The sequence below is a fragment of the Segatella copri genome (assembly GCF_009494835.1).
In the GTDB taxonomy this organism is placed as follows: Bacteria; Bacteroidota; Bacteroidia; order Bacteroidales; family Bacteroidaceae; genus Prevotella; species Prevotella copri_F.
The window spans coordinates 74460-92956 of record NZ_VZBE01000057.1 but is presented as its reverse complement, the minus strand read 5'-3'; the positions used below and the strand labels follow the sequence as shown (position 1 = coordinate 92956).

Below are 18497 nucleotides of genomic sequence, written 5' to 3'. Positions count from 1 at the left end.
ATGGTGCATACCGTGACCACTATACCAACAATTTAAACAATGTAAGTTATGGCAAGAACAAAAGAAACGAAAATGTCTCCTGAACAGCAGGAGAAAATGACACAGGAGGTGGTGGCTTCGCTTCAATCATCCACTTATGGTAAAGACTATGCCCAAGAACATAGCTCTTTCTTTGAAGAGGTGGAGAACTCCGATTTAGAAGTTGTGACAGAGAATGTGGCTGCAACAACCTCCAGCATGGAGGACGAGCTGACGAACGAGGTTCAATCGCCACCGAATCCGCAGAAGCGCATCAGCGGCAAGCAGCGCAAGGCATCATTGGAGGAGTATCAGCAGACCTTCCTCCAAGTTCCAAGGATTGACGACCGCAAGCCAGTCTTCGTCAGTTCCGATGTACGAGACCGTCTTGATCGTGTCGTCCGCATCCTCGGAGGGAGACGCATGAGCGTATCGGGCATCATCGAGAACATCGTGCGCCACCACCTAAGCCTTTATGAAGAGGACTTCGAGGCTTGGCGCAAATTGTGAGAATTAAGGTCTGCGACCTTGGACGTGGATAGCTGAAAGGCAGTAGTTCCAACTAACGTGTTCTGAGAGGGAGCGAGGTTATGTTTTGGGAACCCCAAAACGCCTCGCTCCACCATGAGGGCGGAGGAATTTTGCTCCCAACGGTCGCAGAAAGTGAGTGTACCAACTGTAATCAGTATATAGAATGACAAACATACAGGAACAAGACAAGAGAAAGGGCGGAAGACCGCCCACAGGCAGGGTTCGCAAGCTGTCGAAGTCTGTCACGGTGAAGTTCTCAAAGCCAAGCTACGAGGCATTGAGACTAAGGGCGAGAAAAGCCAACCGCAAGTTGGCGGAGTACATACGTGAGTCCGCCTTGAACGGAGAGGTGGTCAGCGGACACAACGCTGAGACGATAGCCATCGCCAAGAACCTCATCGGTATGGCGAACAACCTCAACCAACTTACCAAGCTGTCGCATCAGAGAGGTTTCCATGAGACCCATGTGTATGTGATGGACTTGTTGAGAAGATTGAAAGCAATTCTTGGCGAGTATCGCCAAGCAAGCTCCAAATCGAAGCCATGCGGAATAGGCAGAAAGGAGGATACCACATGATAGGCAAGCTAAAGAAGGGCAGCTCTTTTGGCGGTTGTATCCGCTATGTGACAGGCAAGGACGAGGCGAAAATCCTTGCTTCCGATGGTGTTCTGCTCGGCACGAATGCCGAGATGATGCAAAGTTTTGAGCTACAAAGGCTACTAAATCCAAGGATTAAGAAGCCTGTGGGACACATCGCATTGAGCTTCAAGCCCGAGGATAAGCCACGTTTGCCTGATGAGTTCATGGCTAAGATAGCCCTTGAATACATGCAGATGATGGGCATCACCGATACCCAATTCATCATCGTTAGGCATCATAATACGGACAATCCACATTGCCATATCGTGTACAACCGTATCAATAATGAGGGTAAGCTCATATCGGACAGGAATGATTACAGACGTAATGAGCAAGTGACCAAGGCTCTAAAATCCAAGTATGGACTGACTTACGGAACGGATAAGAGCAAGACTAACACTCGCAAATTACGCAATGCGGAGCGTGCCAAATACGAGATTTACAATGCCATCAAGGATGCCTTGAAAGTCGTTGATAGCTGGCAAAAGTTCAAGAATGAACTTGCAAAACGAGGTATTCTCTTGGAGTTTGTCTATAAGGACAAGGAGCGAACCAAGGTGCAAGGTATCCGTTTCAGCAAGGATGGATATAGCTTCAAGGGTACGCAGATTAGCCGAGACTATAGCTTTGGCAAACTGAATGCAAGGTTTGAGGGAACGGAGAACCATGTATCAGCAAAATCCAGCTCTACTCAACAATATGAGCAAGGTAGTCACAAGGACGAGCAGGTGCCATTCATGTCGGAGAGCAGCCAAGACCCTTGGAACGGCATTTCTTCCATAGGGCTTTTTGCTCCTGCCAACGCTCAGACCTTTGACCCATTCCCAGAGGATGAATCTGCCAAGAAGAAAAAGAAGAAACGCAGAAGAGGCTTTAGCCTTTGATGCAAGTTACAAACCATTCAAACAACAAAAGAAATATGAAAGAAGAACTATTGGAAGCCATCTACGGCACAGTTGAGAGATTGGAGCAGAAAGTCGATGAACTTTCTGCTTCACCAAAGAACGCAGGAACGGAAACGGCTCCTGCGAGCAGTGACACGACCAAGTTGGAGAAATTAATCATTGCTATGTTTGGCAAGGAAGAGGAAGTCAGAGGTAAAATATCCAAGTTAAGAGATGCCATTGCTGTTTTTGCAGACCTTATCAAGGTTGAACTTTGCAAAAATGAGCAGCGAAGCAAGCTCTTGGTTGATGCCGTCAAGCAGATGAGACAAGAGAATGATGTTTCCTTAAAGGTATTGCAGGACAAACTTGAAGTGATGAACAATTCATCTCAAAAGAAGGTAGTCACCCATCGCTTTGAGCCAACTTCAAAGTATATTCTTCTTTTCATTGGTGGCTTGGCTCTATCCCTTGTCCTCTCCATTTGGGGCAATCTCACCCAATGGCGAGAGCACCAAGATTGGGAGGAGGCTGACTTGAAGTATAGGGCATTGAAGATGGTGCTTCCATCTGATGACCCTAATATTTGCTATATCGAAAAGAACTTCACTGTATGCAGAAATGAGAACATTATTGATGAAGTAAAAAATCGTGTTGCTGTTTATGAGGATTCTATTCTTCAACACTATAAAATGGTTGAAATAGCGGCATATAAAGATAGTGTAGCCAACAGACTTTGGGAAGAATCAAAGATGATTAAACGTGTTATAGGGCACTCTAAATAGCTTTTTCATAAAGGATATAGAATAAGAATCAAGAGGACTGCATCTTAATTTTGCCTCTTGATTCTGTTCTATTAGTTTAAAAAATAGTAAGGTATTCTCTTCTTTTTAAAAATAAGATAATATACAATGTTGTTTTCTTTGTTCTTGGCATTTAATACTATTTGATTTTCACTTCTTGCCTTGTATGTAGATTCTGCAAGTGTATGATTAGCCAACAACGATTCTAAGTTCTTCAATAAAGTAGGATTATTATTGTTTAGGTCTAATTGTAGCTTATTAACTCCATTGTAAATATTGTTGAAAGAAAAAGTCAAACTATATTTTTCGTTTGTTTTTTCAAATAAGTAATGCCCTTTTTCTATGAGGTTAAAATTATTGTCAAACATATATAAATCATTTGTGCAATTATAGACCATATATACATATACACTTGAAGAAAAGGGGGGACGGACAGGATTGCCGACTTGAAAAGTACAATATGCATCTGTTATTTTTACTGTACTGTTTGCTATATTTTTTGTAATCTTGTCATAAACGGAAATTTTAGTTATACCTTTTGCTATAGGATTAATTGTTAGTGTATTTTGCGAGTAATTAATATTTAAAATAGAAGCATCTTCAACATTAATTTCATAGTCTCCACTTCCTTGTAATGCAATTTGACTTATTTCACCTATAGGACACTCTGTATATCTTTCCATTTCAATTTTGCTAATCGTATCTCTACTTTCATTACATGATACAATAAAAACAGAAATGAACACACTAAATATGATAAATCTTTCCATAATACCGACATAAAAGAGCGGAAGTCATAATAAAGACTTCCGCTTATAGAATGAGTTATATTTATTTACTATGAATTTCTGTAATTTCCCAAAAATTCATATTGTATGTACCTAAAGAGGTTTCAAAATCGGTCGATGTATCGGCATTTACTTTATAATAGCCATTATCTGGACCTCCCCATCCCATATTGGCATGAAAATACAGGTCATAATTTTTTAAAATCTCTCTTGTTGTCTTTTGGCATATTGCATACCCATCTATCACCCATGCATGTGACCCCTTTTTAGCTGTTGCTGTTGCTGCATGTGTTCCTCCCATTATAGCAACACATGGCATTTTCTCATTTACATTAATTGTTGTAAGTAATGGGTCTGGAGCATATTTACTATAATATTGTCCACAAGATACATAATTCTTCAAATAGTTAAGTAACTCTAGTGAACCTGTAGAACTACTACCGACTGTAGGAATAGATGTATCCTCATATCTCCCGTATTCTCGTTCTATATAATTAGGATAACTCCCTGTTTTCTCATACATATCCTTTATGAGAGTTGTAACCATCTTAATGCTTTTAGAATCTCCATTATAATCTATTGTAGGTTGTGCTGTTAAATAATCCCAATCAATATCAACATCACCGATTTTTATATTTGGCGCAACTGCGGCTAATGCTTGTGCACCAGCAATGATTCCGCATCCTGCAGGATAGTAAGATTCGAAGTAATATTTTTCACTAAAAGGTACATATGCTTTTGGAAGCAATCTGTTATAAGGCTCGTCTTGTGACCATTCCGTTTTTGTCACAGGACCGATTAATTTTATTATACGACTTTGAGGCTTTTCATAAGCAACTGAACGTGTTCCAATCTGCTTAGTATTGCACACCTTTTCAATATCATTCTTATTTAAGGAATCCTTGCCGAGAGCTTTTGCTATCTTCTTTAATGATGAAATTCTTTTACTCTCATATTCAGAAATTTCAGACACCAAAGTAGCCTCTGATAGCTTAAGCATCATTCCTGCACCTGTTTCATCACGATTCTCGAATTTTCCATTTGGAACATAGGCGATAACACCTGCGTTTCTTTCGTCTGCAGAAACAATAGCATATCCTTCTTGTCCTGAATTAGAAACTTTAACTCGACACATAGGTATACTGTCAAAACTTAATCCACCACTACGTGTAACAAGGTTTGAAGCATTTTTGACAAAGTACTTAGACTCTATTGAAAGTTGTGGAGAGCTTGCACTACGAGTATTTCCATTCACCGAGTGCGAAAAATCAAGCACCATTTGAAGAACTTCTTCTTCATCTAATGTTCGTGGATTGTCTAAAGCTATGCTTGCTAATTCCTCATCTGAAAATTCGATTTTGGAACTCGCAATGTCTGAAGATGAAAAGTCCTCAGTGTCTGTACATGACAGAAATGCGCAAGCGCAAATCAAAGGTAAAAAGATTTTCTTCATAATCCTTAATATTTTAAATCCATTAATAACTTTTGTATTATAAACGATAATTTTGCCAAATCATTGCACTTAAACATATTAAGTTTGCATCTTTTAACTTAATTAACACAAAATGCAAAACCTCGTATGTTAAGGTTCTCTAATAGTTGCATTGGACTATCATTTTTCCAGAAATTAGGTTTATCTTTGCACTCGTAATCAAAGCGTTCTTTGTATATTGCAAAGTTGTGAAAGAAAAAGAATATAGCTCGTTTCTAAATCGTTAGCAGTTACATTCTTTAAAGTACTTAACTCGCTGATATTCAATAAATAAAATATTTTGCTGTGACTCAAACAGTGGAATGAAAATGGCTTGGTGATTCCTGCCTTCTTCAACCATGCTTTAAGGGGATGGTTAATCATGCTGCGCTTCAATCCCTTGAACACGATACCCGTGCTTGGTTCACCACATAGTTCGTATGCCTCGTTGCTGATAGGCAAGGTTGCCTCGGTCTGAGTCTTCTGGGTACGAATACGCAAGCAATAGCCTTGGTCTGGAGCTATCTCGAAGTCTTCCCAACGCAATTTTAAGATGTCGCTGATTCGCAATCCTGTGAGGCAAGCAAAGAGGGAGGCAGACTTCAGTACAGGTATATCGCAAGGAGTAGCTGCCAACTGCTTTACTTCATCGAGGGTAAGAAACTCCTTCTTTACATCTTGTGGCTCAATCTTGTCCAGATAGTCATTGATGTTCTCACGAAGCCACTTGTCACGATAGGCGATTTTTAAGAGACCACGGAAAGTAGAGTAGTAACCTGCTGCAGAGTTGAGAGATACCTTTTGTTTTGTTCGATTCAACTGATTTGCATTCAGAAGATACTCTCTGAACTTTTTGCAAAGTTCTACTGTCACATCCCCAAATGTACAATGACCTTGAACAAATTTGAAGAAATGCTTGTAGACACATGTCCACTTGTCATCTTTCTTATGTGTCATCTTCTCAAAGTATGTCAAAAAATCAGCTTTCTGTCGTGTTTTGTCCAAAAAACCAAATTCTTCATTGATGAGTGATTGGGTTCTGATACAACGGATGGCCTCTGCCTTGTTGAGCATATCTGTATTAAACTCACGTTCCATCTCATTCTTTGGATGAGCATAGATATAGATACCTAAATATTCCCTGCGACTCATTTGCATAGTCTCAGGGTTGCGTACTGGTGGATAGAAATCCAAATAAAGAGAAATACGGTCGTTTTTAATCGCTCTTTGGCGAAGAGAAACTCTTGTACATGTATTTACCATGATGTTTACTTTTTATAATGTGATACTTATGTTTCATATATGATCCCGTATTAAGAGATCTTTGAAATCGATTGCAAAATAATAGAGTTATGTAATGGGGTACAACTTAACCTTTTGATAACCGCTAAATAACCTTAGGCTTGCCGATAGCTTTCTCTAAATCTCGCTTGGAAATCTTGATATACTTGCCAATCTTCACCTTTTCAATAGCGTATTTCTTGATACGCTTATAAATCTGGTCCTGACTTAAACCATACAGCTTCATGGCCTCCGGTATTGTATAATAAAGTTGGTCTTCTACGGATTCACCTTTTGCCAATTGTACATGACGCTTGGAATACAGAACATTGTTACCTTCCATTTTTCTTGGAATAGCATTGTGACTAACGAAACTATATACGGCTGTTTTCGTCATACAATATTTCTGTTGAATGTCCATAACAGTCATCCATTCACTGATGGTTGGATCTGGAGACAGGTGTGCAAAATAATCATCCACCTCTTTCTTGTTCCAATATACTCTTCCTTGTATGGATATTCTTGAAATCTTGACTTTCTTGACTATCTCATAGATGGCGGTCTCGTAAGTGTTGTGGACTTCTGCAATTTCCTTGGCAGAGTAATATTCTGGAACAGGTAGCTCTCGGTTTGCATGAACTGCTTCTTTTGAAGCACTTTTTTTTGAGGTGTATGGCAAACTATCAACAAGATAATCTATATCTCGCTTTCTGATTAAAGATAAACGAGAAGTAATCTTGGATGCTCGCAACTTACCACTATACACCATATTATATATGGTCTGTCTGCTTAGTCCCAAAAGTATAGCGACCTCTTGAATAGTGAGGTATTCTTTCACGAGGATTTCAGACATGGATTTCTCGGAAGCTTTTCGGTGGCTCATTGTCTCAGCCATCTTTACTTTCTCCTCACGTCTTGCTGCCTTATAGGCATAACTGTTGCATTGCTTGGAGCAATAACGAGTTGTGGATTTTGATGCATAGAAGCTCTTCCCGCAATACTCGCAAATTTTTAGAATTCTTTCTTTGCTTGCTGTCATTTGTACGCTTTTTATACTTTTTTACTTAATTTATTGTAGAAAAAGTCGTCTGTCATTACTCCGTTTATTTTCAATAGTCTTATATCATCGTCCATCATTGTCCAAAACTCTCGGCAATCTTGCACTCATTTGCCAAAAATGGAGTCTCAAATTATTACTTTTGAAAAGTGGAGGTACAAGAGCGGTACAAAAAGGTGCTAAAAAAGCCTTACCATTGATTATAACCAATAGTAAGGCTAAAAAGAAAGGTGCTCATTTTGAGCACCTTAACTATCATTTGTTGTCGATATTAATCGTTGTTTATCACGATTTACTTCCCGATGCAAAAGTGCTTGAAGATATTGTTTAGCGTTTCCTGGCTACTGATCTGTCCGCCAGTGATTTCACCCAATTCTTCCAATACCATTTTCAGGTCTTCGGCGATGATGTCGCCGCTCATGCCCATTTCCATCGACTCCAATACTCGGGAGAGGGAATCATGGGCACGGAGTAGGGCCTCGTAGTGGCGGGCACTCGTTATGATGACGTCGTTCTCGGTAATCTCAGGAATATCAGCGGCTTTTACTAATGCCTGCTCCAGGGATGAAACGTTCTCGCCTGTGCGGGCACTGATGAAGAGTGGGGCTTCTGATTCACTGGAATCTGAGCCACAGGAATGGGTGAATTTATCGAATGCAAGTTTATCATTCTCAAGTTTATCCATCTTATTAAATACTACCAGCAGCTTCTTGCCCTGGTTCTTCAACTTCATCTCCTCGATTTCTGAGGCTGACGGCTGCTCATCTAATAGCCAGATTACTATCTTCGCCTCTTCCATCTTCTGGAAAGTGCGCTCTATTCCGATGTTTTCTACCACATCATCCGTCTTGCGGATTCCGGCTGTGTCAATAAAGCGGAAGGTGATTCCGTCGATGAGGGTGGTGTCTTCGATTACGTCTCGGGTGGTTCCGTGAATGTCGCTCACGATTGCCTTCTCCTCGTGGAGCAGACGGTTGAGCAGGGTGCTCTTGCCCACATTCGTCTTGCCTACGATGGCTACGGCTACTCCCTGCTTTAGGGCATTGCCGGTTTCGAAGGAGTGGGCGAGGGTGGTAATCTTGTGATTGATTTCTTCGGCTAGTGCCTGGAGTTCGCTGCGGTCGGCAAACTCCAGTTCTTCGTGGTCGCTGAAGTCGAGCTCCAACTCCAGGAGCGAAGTCATCTTTAATAATTTTTCGCGAAGGAGGGAGAGTTCGTTGCTGAAATGACCCTTAAGTTGGCTGAGCGCCATCTTGTGGGTTGCCTTGTTGGTAGAGGCGATGAGATCAGCTACGGCTTCTGCCTGAGAGAGGTCCATCTTGCCGTTGAGATAGGCACGACGGGTGTATTCGCCCGGTTCTGCCTGGCGACATCCTACCTCCGTAAAGCGATGGAGAACCTGCTGAAGAATGTATCGGCTGCCATGACAGGAAATCTCGGTGGAGTTCTCGCCTGTATAACTGTGGGGTGCACGGAACACGCTCACCAGTACATCATCGATGGTGTTGTCATCCTTATCCTTTATTTCGCCATAATGCAGCGTGTAGGGCTTGGCTTCTTCCAGGGATTTGCCGTTGGCAGACTGGAAGATTTTGTCGGTGAGGGTAATGGCGTCGGAGCCACTGAGTCGGATGATTCCGATAGCACCGCCGGCTGGGGTTGCCAGGGCGCAGATACATTCTTCTTGATTCTTCATTTATTTGTTTCTTTCTTTTAAAGCTTTTGCCCTTACAGGGCGACAGGGGGTGTTTGCTGTTTTAACCCAGGGTGTTGCCCTGGGCTAGGAGCTTCTGCCCTTTCAGGGCGTGTTGCTGCAATGGATGACAGCCCTTTCAGGGCGTATTGCTGCAATGGAGCTAGATTCTATCTAATACAACTTTTATCAAATTGTCGATGGTGCTCTTGTAGCCGGTGTTGGCGCTGAGGGCACGGCGGTTGGCGATGACCATGCAGCAGGTTAATGCCTTATGACCGAGGAGAAGGGAAAGACCGGCGAGGGCTGAACTCTCCATCTCGAAGTTGTTGACGCGCAGACCGTTATACTCGAATGCTTCAATCTTCTGATTAAGTTCCGGGTCGGCAAGTGGGGCACGGAGTTCGCGGCCCTGAGGTCCGTAGAAACCGCCACAGGCTATGGTGATTCCGCGTACCATATCATCGCCGGCTATCTGGTTGAGCAGTTCCGGATTGTTGTCTACACAGTATGGATTGCCAATCTGGTCGTTCCATTTTACCTGGCGCTTGAATTCTGCCTCTGTTTCGAGGTCGCAGATTTCGTTGCGACGGGCATAGAAGTTGATGAGTCCGTCGAAACCGATGCTCTTCTGCGAGGCTACGAAGGTTCCGGCAGGGCAGTTGAGCTGCAGGCCGCCGCAGGTTCCGATGCGCACGAGGGTGAGCGTGGTGTGCTCGGGTTTCTCGGTGCGGGTTTTGAAATCGATGTTCTTCAGCGCATCGAGCTCGTTGACTACGATGTCGATATTATCGCATCCTATTCCGGTGCTCTGCACGGTGATTCGCTTGCCTTTATATGTGCCGGTGATGGCGTGGAATTCCCGACTTGAAACTTCGCATTCCTTCTCATCGAAATGGGAGGCTACGAGGGCTACGCGACCTGGGTCGCCAACGAGAATTACTTTATCAGCCACTTGTTCCGGGCGAAGATGAAGGTGGAAGCAGCTTCCGTCTTCATTGATAATCAATTCTGATTCTGCAAAATATTTGCTCATGGTTCTTTTGATTTTAAGTTATACATTATTTATATCAGGGCTTTGCGCCCCTCTGTGTTTAAGTTAAGCAAAGATACGAATAAAAAATGAAATGCGATATTTTTTTAATGATTTTAAACAGTAAAAAAACACGAAGGGCAAATCCCGAAAATGGAACTTGCCCTTCTCTTTCAAATCTCTCTTCTTTTATATACTAGTTTTTGCTCCACACGCCCTGAAAGGGCAGAAGCTCCTAGCCCGTACTTAAACCACTTGCTAAACTTGGGTTATGAATTCATAGAGAGCAGGAACTCGTCGTTGTTGCGAGTATGCTGCATATTCTTGTGGATGGTGCTCATCGCCTCGATAGCGTTCATGTCGGACAGATACTTGCGCAGAATCCACATGCGGTCGAGCGTTGTCTTGTCCTGCAGCAGATCGTCGCGACGGGTAGACGAAGAAATGAGGTTGACAGCAGGGAAGATGCGCTTGTTGCTGAGTGAGCGGTCGAGCTGCAACTCCATGTTACCGGTTCCCTTGAACTCCTCGAAGATGACTTCATCCATCTTACTACCTGTATCGATGAGGGCAGTAGCGATGATGGTGAGCGAACCGCCGCCTTCGATGTTACGCGCAGCACCGAAGAAACGCTTAGGTTTCTGGAGGGCGTTTGCATCCACACCACCGGTGAGCACCTTACCAGATGCAGGAGCTGTGGTGTTGTAGGCACGGGCGAGACGGGTGATAGAATCGAGGAAGATGACAACATCGTGTCCGCATTCTACCATTCTCTTAGCCTTCTCGAGCACGATTCCGGCAATCTTGACATGGCGCTCTGCTGGCTCGTCGAAGGTAGAGGCGATAACCTCTGCATTCACGGTGCGTGCCATGTCGGTAACCTCCTCAGGACGCTCGTCGATGAGCAGCATCATGAGGTAAGCCTCAGGATGGTTGGCTGCGATGGCGTTGGCAATATCCTTCATGAGGATGGTCTTACCGGTCTTAGGCTGAGCCACGATGAGCGCACGCTGACCCTTACCGATTGGCGAGAAGAGGTCTACGATGCGGGTGCTGAGATTGGTGGTGCGGCGGTCGCCACAGAGATTGAACTTCTCATCAGGGAAGAGTGGGGTGAGGTGCTCGAAAGGAACACGGTCACGAACCTCTGACGGGTCACGGCCATTGATCTTGATGATGCTGGTGAGCGGGAAGTATTTTTCGCCCTCGTGAGGCGGACGCACCTTGCACTCGATGACATCGCCAGTCTTCAGACCGAACTTCTTGACGAAGCTGGATGCTACATAAACATCGTCCGGTGAAGAAAGGTAATTGTAATCGCTGCTGCGCAGGAATCCGTAGCCCTCTGAAATCACTTCGAGCACACCGTTGGATTTCACGAGATTGCTGAAATCGTAGGCTGGTGCTTCCTGCTTGTTCTTGGCTGCAGGGGCAGCAGCAGGTGTGTGCTGGTGAGAAGTCTGTGGAGTGGTAGGACGGTCGAAGATGTCGACAGTAGGAATGGCAGCCTGGTCTTCGATAGGAATGTCGACTACCGGGATGAAATCGGTTCCATCGCCCGGATCACCCTTCCAGGTTCCATCTGCATCGAGTTCTACCTTCATACCTTCAGTATAGTGGATAGGAGCTGACTCCTGTTTCTTATCAGTTGCAGTTTTTTCAGTAGCTTCTTCCTTTGCCTCCTCAGCTGGAGCCGGAGCTGGAGCTGCTGCTGCGTTCTGTGCATTCATCTTAGCCTGGAGCATCGCCTGCAAATCGCCGCTGATGTTAGCGCTCTCTGCGTTTCCGGCAGAGAACTGCTCTTCAGGAACGGCAGCCTGCTCAGGAGCTGCTGCCTGCTCAGGAGCAGTCTGCTGGTTATCGGCTGTTGCCTCTTCCGGCTGTTCTGCCTCAGTAGCAGCCTGCTGGTTAGCCGTCTCCTGTGCATCTTTCGCCATCTGCGCTTCTAGCTCGGCTTTTACCGCCTGATGCTTTCTGATGGCAGCTGCTCTGGCTTCTGCAATGGCTTCGAGTTCAGCCTTGCTTCTTCTGCCGCGGTGTTTCGGGAAGTTGGCAAGTACCTGAGCCTCGATGTCTTCGCCTGATTGGTTTAGAGTCTGCTTCTGGGCAGCTGATTGTAAACTCTGCTCTGCCGGACTGAACTGGATTTCTTCCTCAACCGCTGGGGCTGGGGCAGTTTCGCTCATAGCCTGAGGAGCAGTCTCGCCGCCGTTAGGACCCAATACCTGGTTCTTCTGCACGTCGAAATTCTCTCCTTCATTACCGTGTACGGAATAAACACGGTCTTCTTTCTTGGTTGCAATGCGGGTGCGCTTGCGCTTAGGGGCTGCTTCAGGAGCTGGCTGTTCTGCCTGGGCGTCGAGAATGGCGTAGACGATAGTTCCCTTGTTATCGCTCTTCTTTACCTTGGCTCCAAGTTCCTTGGCAATGTCCTTCAACTGAACGACACTCTTTGCTTGTAATTCTTCTTTGCTATACATATATTATATATTGTATATTAATGATTTTCTTTCTGAAATGTCGCGTTTCTGAATGGAAACACGGTATTGATTGATAAATTCGTGTGCAAAGATAATTAAAAAATTTGTTTCTGCCAAATATTTTGCCTATCTTTGCACAAAAAAAATAAAAATGGCTAGTCAAATACCCTATTTAGACGTTCAAAACCTCACCAAACGCTTTGGTGCACAGGTTCTTTTTGATAATATTTCCTTCTCTATCGCTGAAGGACAGAAAGTGGGACTCGTGGCGAGAAACGGCACGGGAAAGTCTACGCTCATGTCGGTGCTGATGGATAAAGAGGGCCACGAGAGCGGAGACATCATCTACCGACGCGACTTGAAGGTGGGCTATCTGGAGCAGTCGCCGCAGTTTGATCCGGAGGAAAGTGTGCTGCAGGCGTGCTTCAATCATGAGGATGATCCGGAGAAGGTGCTGAAGGCGAAACAGATTCTCACCCAGCTGCACATTACCAATCTGGAACAGCCGATGGGACAGCTCAGCGGCGGACAGCAGAAGCGAGTAGCGCTGGCGAATGTGCTGATAACGGAACCCGACTTCCTGATGCTGGACGAGCCGACCAACCACCTGGACCTGGAGATGATAGAGTGGCTGGAGGGTTATCTGAACCGCGGCAACAAGACCATCTTTATGGTTACGCACGACCGATTCTTCCTGGACAAGGTGTGCAATACGATTCTGGAACTCGACGACCGCACCATCTACACCTACCGCGGCAATTATGCCTATTATCTGGAGAAGAGGCAGGAGAGAATGGACAATCTGAGAGCCGAAATTCAGCACTCGAAGAATCTCTACCGCAGGGAACTCGACTGGATGCGCCGTCAGCCTCAGGCGCGCGGACACAAGGCGAAATACCGCGAAGATGCTTTCTATGAGCTGGAGAAGGTGGCAAAGCAGCGTATAGAAGACAGGCAGGTAAGGTTGAAGGCTTCTACCGTTTATATAGGTTCGAAGATTTTTGAATGCCAGTATGTGAGCAAGGCTTTCGACGTCAGGGGACAGAAAAAGGTGATTCTCGACAACTTCTACTACAACTTTGCCCGCTTCGAGAAGATGGGCATTGTGGGTAATAACGGAACGGGAAAATCGACCTTCATCAAGATGCTGCTGGGCGAGGTTCAGCCCGACAGCGGCAAGTTTGACATCGGCGAGACGGTTCGCTTCGGCTATTTCTCGCAGGAGGGACTGAAATTCCGTGAAGACCAGAAGGTGATTGACGTGATTACGGAGATTGCTGATTACATAGATCTGGGCGGCAAGCACATGACGGCTTCGCAGTTTCTGCAGTTCTTCCTTTTTACGCCCGAGGAGCAGCACAACTACGTTTACAAGCTGAGCGGCGGCGAGAAGCGCAAGCTTTATCTCTGTACGGTGCTGATGAGGAATCCGAACTTCCTGGTGCTGGACGAGCCGACCAACGACCTCGACATCCAGACGCTGCAGGTACTGGAAGAATATCTTCAGGATTTTGCGGGTTGCGTCATCGTGGTGAGCCACGACCGCTATTTCATGGACAAGGTAGTAGACCATCTGCTGGTTTTCAAGGGCGAAGGCGAAATACAGGATTTCCCTGGCAACTATACGCAGTACAGGGAATGGAGCCGGATGCAGGCGAAGGACGAGGCGGAACAGGCGAAACCGGCAAAAAGCGGAAATGCAACGGCAGAAAGCGACGGAGCTGGCACGGCCAAGCGCGACGCCAACTTTGAGAACAAGCGCAAGATGAGCTACAAGGAGAAGCGCGAATATGAGCAGCTGACCCAGGAAATAGATGCGCTGACCGAGGAACAGAAGAAGTTGGAAGAGGAACTCTGCAGCGGAAATCTATCGGTTGAGGAACTGACGGAGAAAAGCAAGCGCCTGCCTGAAATCAAGGATGAACTTGATGAGAAGGAAATGAGATGGCTGGAACTGGCTGAAATGCTCTAGACTTTGAAGTACGGGCTGAAGGCACAAAAGTTCTAACGCCTCTCGCCCTTTCAGGGCGTGTGGAGCTCACTTGCGAAACTTGAAAATAATAAAAATAATAAAGAAAATAGAAAGAATGGAAATTAAGAAATCAGAATTTACAATATCGGCTCCACGAGTGAGCATGTGTCCGAAAGATACGAAGGCTGAATATGCTTTCATCGGCAGAAGTAATGTGGGAAAATCGAGCCTCATCAATATGCTCTGCAACCACAAGGGTTTGGCTAAGACTTCAGCCACACCGGGTAAGACGCTGCTTATCAACCACTTCATCATCAACAACGAATGGTATCTGGTTGACCTTCCTGGCTATGGTTTCGCCAAGCGTTCGAAGACCGTACAGAAGCAGCTGGAACAAATGATAAGCAGTTATATTCTGCAGCGCCAGCAGTTGGCTAATGTCTTTGTGCTCATCGACGTGCGCCACGACCAGCAGAAGATAGACCGCGAGTTTGTAGACTGGCTGGGCGAGAGCGGCGTTCCTTTCTGCATCGTCTTTACCAAGGCCGACAAGTTGGGTCCGGTCAAGGCTCGCATGAATGCGGAGAAATGGATGCATGCGCTGGAAGACCGCTGGGAAGCACTTCCACCTTATTTCATTACCAGTAGTGAAAAGAAGATGGGACGCGACGAGGTGCTCGACTATATTGACGAAATCAACAAATCGCTCGCCGGAGAATAATCTTTCGGGAGAGAATAAACCAATAGAGAATGAAACAGATAAACTGGGGATTTATCGGCTGCGGAGAAGTAACCGAAAAGAAAAGCGGACCGGCTTTCAACGAAGTGGGGGGTTCGCAGGTGGTGGCTGTGATGAGCCGAAGCGAGAACAAGGCACGCAGCTATGCTGAGCGCCATCATGTGCGCAAATGGTACACGGATGCATCGGAATTGATAGAAGATCCCGATGTGAATGCTGTTTACATCGCCACGCCACCTTCTTCTCACGCCACCTTCGCCATCATGGCGATGCATGCGGGCAAACCCTGCTATATAGAAAAACCGCTGGCAGCGAGCTACAACGACTGCATCCGCATCAACCGCATCAGCGAGCAGACGGGTGTTCCCTGCTTCGTAGCTTACTATCGCCGTTATCTTCCTTACTTCCAGAAGGTAAAGGAGATTATAGAGAGCGGAACCATCGGTAACGTGGTGAATGTTCAGGTGCGCTTCTCGGTTCCTCCGCGCGATCTCGACTTTCAGAGCGGCAAGGAAATGCCTTGGCGACTGCAGCCGGATATTGCGGGCGGCGGCTATTTCTACGACCTGGCTCCTCATCAGATAGATTTGCTCCAGAATCTCTTTGGTGTGATTACCCGTGCGCACGGCTATCCTGCCAACAGAGCGCATCTTTATCAGGCTGAAGATACGCTCTCGGCGTGCTTCTTCTTTGAGAGCGGAATTCCGGGCAGCGGAAGCTGGTGCTTCGTGGGACATGAGAGTGCGAAGGAAGACTGCATCGAGGTGATTGGCGAGAAAGGTTCGCTCTCATTCTCGGTGTTCACTTACCAGCCGATAGAAGTGATTACGAGCGAAGGAAAGAACTTGATTACGGTTCCGAATCCGCCTTATGTGCAGCTGCCGCTCATCAAGAGTGTGATTCAGCATCTGCAGGGAATAGGAAAATGCGACTGCACCAGCGTTTCGGCTACGGCTGTCAACTGGGTGCTGGACCGAGTATTGTGGAAGAACTGATTTTTTACAAAATCATCATCAGGATTAGAGCGTAAGTTATGAAGAGTTGTTTCTGTATAGTAGGATTTATCTGTTCCCTTGCCTGCACTTCGGCAAGGGCAGGGGAGCCCGTGGATTCTACCATGCTGGGAACGCTCTTCAACAAGACGATGTTCATGTCCAATTCCCAGGACAGCCTCGTGAAAGAGCGCCATCGCAAAACCTTCTTCCATCAGGTGGGAGATGTGTTCACCCGGTTCTTCAGAGAATTCAACAGTACGGATTCGGCTTATATAGAAGACCAGCATTACAATTATACGGTGATGCTGCAGAACACCAATACCTACGAGGAATATACGCTCAGAAACAGCGAAGGACAGAGCATTTCCTTCTCGCCTGATCCTTCTTACCGCCTGGGGCCTTATCTGGGCTGGCGATGGGTGTTTCTGGGTTATACGTTCGACCTGAAGCACATTAATTTCAGGAATAACCACACTAATAAAAAGGAGTTTGACCTGAGCCTCTACAGCAGTCTGCTGGGAATAGACCTGTTCTGGCGACAGACGGGAAATGACTATCATGTTCTGCGGATGAATCTGGGTGAGCACATCGATTGTGACCCAATCCGCAAGGCTCCTTTCGACGGTTTCAAATCGAGCATCAAGGGATTCAATCTTTATTACATCTTCAACCATCGCCGCTTCTCTTATCCGGCCGCCTATTCGCAGAGTACGGTGCAGCGGAGAAGTGCCGGTTCCATGCTTCTGGGAATCGGTTACACGGAGCATGAACTGGAGGTGAACTGGGATAAACTGACCAATCTTGTAGATGAACGGCTGAATAAAAATCTGATAAACGGGGGAACACCGGAAGCCAAGATAGACAGTTCGCTGATGTTCAGCAAGGTGAAATATAGCGATGTGAACGTAACCTGCGGCTATGCTTACAACTGGGTTTTCGCCAAGAACTGGCTCTTCAACGCTTCGCTCTCGGTAGGTGTGGCTTACAACAGCTCGAAATCGGATAATGAAAGGGAACATCTGGACATTACCAACTTCAGTTTCAAGAATGTGAACCTGGATGGAATAGGCCGCTTCGGTATTGTGTGGAACAACACGCATTGGTACGCGGGCGCCAGCACCATCATCCATTCCTACAACTATAAGAAAAAACAGTTTTCTACCAACAATTCGTTTGGCTCACTCAATATTTATGTGGGTGTGAACTTCGGCAGGAAACGTCATCATTAACATATAAAAAGAGAAGAGATGAAAATATTTACGAAAATGGCAGCTGTCGTGCTGGCTTGCGTGCTGGCTGTTCCGGGAGAAGCCAGGGTGAATGTGGTTTATCAGCGGCAGGACAGTCTGCGGATTGTAGGACTGCTGCAGCAGGCAAGGGCTATGAAGAAGAAACCAGCCAGTTGGATGCTCTGGTTTGGCAAGCAGATGGCGGGCGTTCCTTATGTGGGCGGCACGCTGGACCGGACGAAGGAAGAGGTGCTCATCGTGAACACCCGTGAGCTGGACTGCACCACATACGTAGAGATGGTTACGGCGCTCACCCTGTGCGCCAAGAAGAACGAGACTTCTTTCTCGGCTTTCTGTGAACATCTCCGAAATGTGCGTTATGTGGGCGGAGAGATTTCCTATGTGAAGCGCCAGCATTATTTCACGATTTGGATGGATGCAAACGAGCGCGAGGGAATCGTGAAGAATATTGCACCCAATCCTCCATTCTCGGCCGTTAAGACCGTGAACATCAACTGGATGAGTACACATGTTTCGAGTTATAAGATGCTTAAGGCTCATCCGGAATGGAAATCGGGAATCAGAAAACTGGAACAGAGTGTGAACGGCAAGCGTTACCGTTATGTTCCGAAGGGCAAGATTGCCAACACGGCAGTTTTCCGCAACGCTATTCACGATGGTGACATTATCGCCATCATTACCAACAAGAAGGGGCTCGACACGACCCATATCGGTATTGCTTCCTGGCACAAAGACGGATTGCATCTCCTCAACGCCAGCAGCATTCACAAGAAGGTGATTGATGAACCGATGACGCTTTATACTTACATGCACAAACATCCGGTGCAGATAGGAATCAGGGTTTGCAGAGTTCAGTAAAAAA

16 protein-coding genes are annotated in these 18497 nt (G+C 45.9%); 9 read left to right on the top strand and 7 right to left on the bottom strand.

Annotation, left to right across the window (positions count from 1 at the left end; translation table 11 throughout):
• Positions 1–48: 48 nt before the first annotated feature.
• The 4 genes from F7D47_RS09025 to F7D47_RS09010 all read left to right on the top strand — a co-directional run bounded on the left by F7D47_RS09025 (position 49) and on the right by F7D47_RS09010 (position 2858).
• Positions 49–528: a DUF3408 domain-containing protein gene (locus F7D47_RS09025; protein ID WP_153098534.1), complete on the top strand. Its 480-nt coding sequence runs from the start codon at positions 49–51 to the stop codon at positions 526–528.
• Between the two features lie 184 nt (positions 529–712).
• Positions 713–1126 (top strand): plasmid mobilization protein, encoded by a 414-nt coding sequence (locus F7D47_RS09020; RefSeq protein ID WP_153108143.1) that lies wholly within the window; start codon positions 713–715, stop codon positions 1124–1126.
• The gene (locus F7D47_RS09015) at positions 1123–2073 is read left to right on the top strand and encodes a relaxase/mobilization nuclease domain-containing protein (protein WP_153085937.1); all 951 of its coding nucleotides are present in this window, start codon (positions 1123–1125) and stop codon (positions 2071–2073) included. Before F7D47_RS09020 ends, F7D47_RS09015 begins: the two co-directional genes overlap by 4 nt.
• A gap of 35 nt (positions 2074–2108) precedes the next feature.
• Positions 2109–2858, top strand: coding sequence for a hypothetical protein (locus F7D47_RS09010; RefSeq protein ID WP_153085936.1), 750 nt, complete (start codon positions 2109–2111; stop codon positions 2856–2858).
• A gap of 71 nt (positions 2859–2929) precedes the next feature.
• On the opposite strand, the gene F7D47_RS09005 is transcribed toward F7D47_RS09010, so the two are convergent.
• The 7 genes from F7D47_RS09005 to rho all read right to left on the bottom strand — a co-directional run bounded on the left by F7D47_RS09005 (position 2930) and on the right by rho (position 12679).
• Positions 2930–3559, bottom strand: coding sequence for a hypothetical protein (locus F7D47_RS09005; RefSeq protein WP_153085935.1), 630 nt, complete (start codon positions 3557–3559; stop codon positions 2930–2932).
• A gap of 148 nt (positions 3560–3707) precedes the next feature.
• On the bottom strand, positions 3708–5117 hold the full coding sequence (locus F7D47_RS09000) for a C10 family peptidase (RefSeq protein WP_153085934.1): 1410 nt from the start codon (positions 5115–5117) through the stop codon (positions 3708–3710).
• Between the two features lie 198 nt (positions 5118–5315).
• Positions 5316–6398: a site-specific integrase gene (locus tag F7D47_RS08995; RefSeq protein WP_153085933.1), complete on the bottom strand. Its 1083-nt coding sequence runs from the start codon at positions 6396–6398 to the stop codon at positions 5316–5318.
• Between the two features lie 124 nt (positions 6399–6522).
• Positions 6523–7455, bottom strand: a complete 933-nt coding sequence (locus F7D47_RS08990; RefSeq protein WP_153085932.1) for a helix-turn-helix domain-containing protein — start codon at positions 7453–7455, stop codon at positions 6523–6525.
• A gap of 310 nt (positions 7456–7765) precedes the next feature.
• A complete protein-coding gene (gene mnmE / locus F7D47_RS08985; RefSeq protein WP_153085931.1) occupies positions 7766–9169 on the bottom strand; it encodes a tRNA uridine-5-carboxymethylaminomethyl(34) synthesis GTPase MnmE in 1404 nt (467 codons plus the stop codon).
• A gap of 160 nt (positions 9170–9329) precedes the next feature.
• The gene (locus F7D47_RS08980; RefSeq protein ID WP_006846571.1) at positions 9330–10202 is read right to left on the bottom strand and encodes a nucleoside phosphorylase; all 873 of its coding nucleotides are present in this window, start codon (positions 10200–10202) and stop codon (positions 9330–9332) included.
• Positions 10203–10468: 266 nt separating this feature from the next.
• Complete coding sequence (gene rho / locus F7D47_RS08975) at positions 10469–12679, bottom strand: transcription termination factor Rho (protein WP_153085930.1); 2211 nt, start codon at positions 12677–12679, stop codon at positions 10469–10471.
• 151 nt (positions 12680–12830) lie between these two features.
• Here rho and F7D47_RS08970 point away from each other — a divergent pair, with 151 nt between their 5' ends.
• The 5 genes from F7D47_RS08970 (at position 12831) to F7D47_RS08950 (ending at position 18493) form a co-directional block, all read left to right on the top strand.
• A complete protein-coding gene (locus F7D47_RS08970) occupies positions 12831–14651 on the top strand; it encodes an ABC-F family ATP-binding cassette domain-containing protein (RefSeq protein WP_153085929.1) in 1821 nt (606 codons plus the stop codon).
• 115 nt (positions 14652–14766) lie between these two features.
• Positions 14767–15372, top strand: a complete 606-nt coding sequence (gene yihA / locus F7D47_RS08965; RefSeq protein WP_022120663.1) for a ribosome biogenesis GTP-binding protein YihA/YsxC — start codon at positions 14767–14769, stop codon at positions 15370–15372.
• A gap of 29 nt (positions 15373–15401) precedes the next feature.
• A complete protein-coding gene (locus tag F7D47_RS08960; protein WP_153085928.1) occupies positions 15402–16385 on the top strand; it encodes a Gfo/Idh/MocA family protein in 984 nt (327 codons plus the stop codon).
• 155 nt (positions 16386–16540) lie between these two features.
• On the top strand, positions 16541–17614 hold the full coding sequence (locus F7D47_RS08955) for a DUF4421 domain-containing protein (RefSeq protein WP_153085942.1): 1074 nt from the start codon (positions 16541–16543) through the stop codon (positions 17612–17614).
• An 18-nt stretch (positions 17615–17632) separates the two neighbouring features.
• The gene (locus tag F7D47_RS08950; RefSeq protein WP_153085927.1) at positions 17633–18493 is read left to right on the top strand and encodes an N-acetylmuramoyl-L-alanine amidase-like domain-containing protein; all 861 of its coding nucleotides are present in this window, start codon (positions 17633–17635) and stop codon (positions 18491–18493) included.
• Positions 18494–18497: the final 4 nt, after the last annotated feature.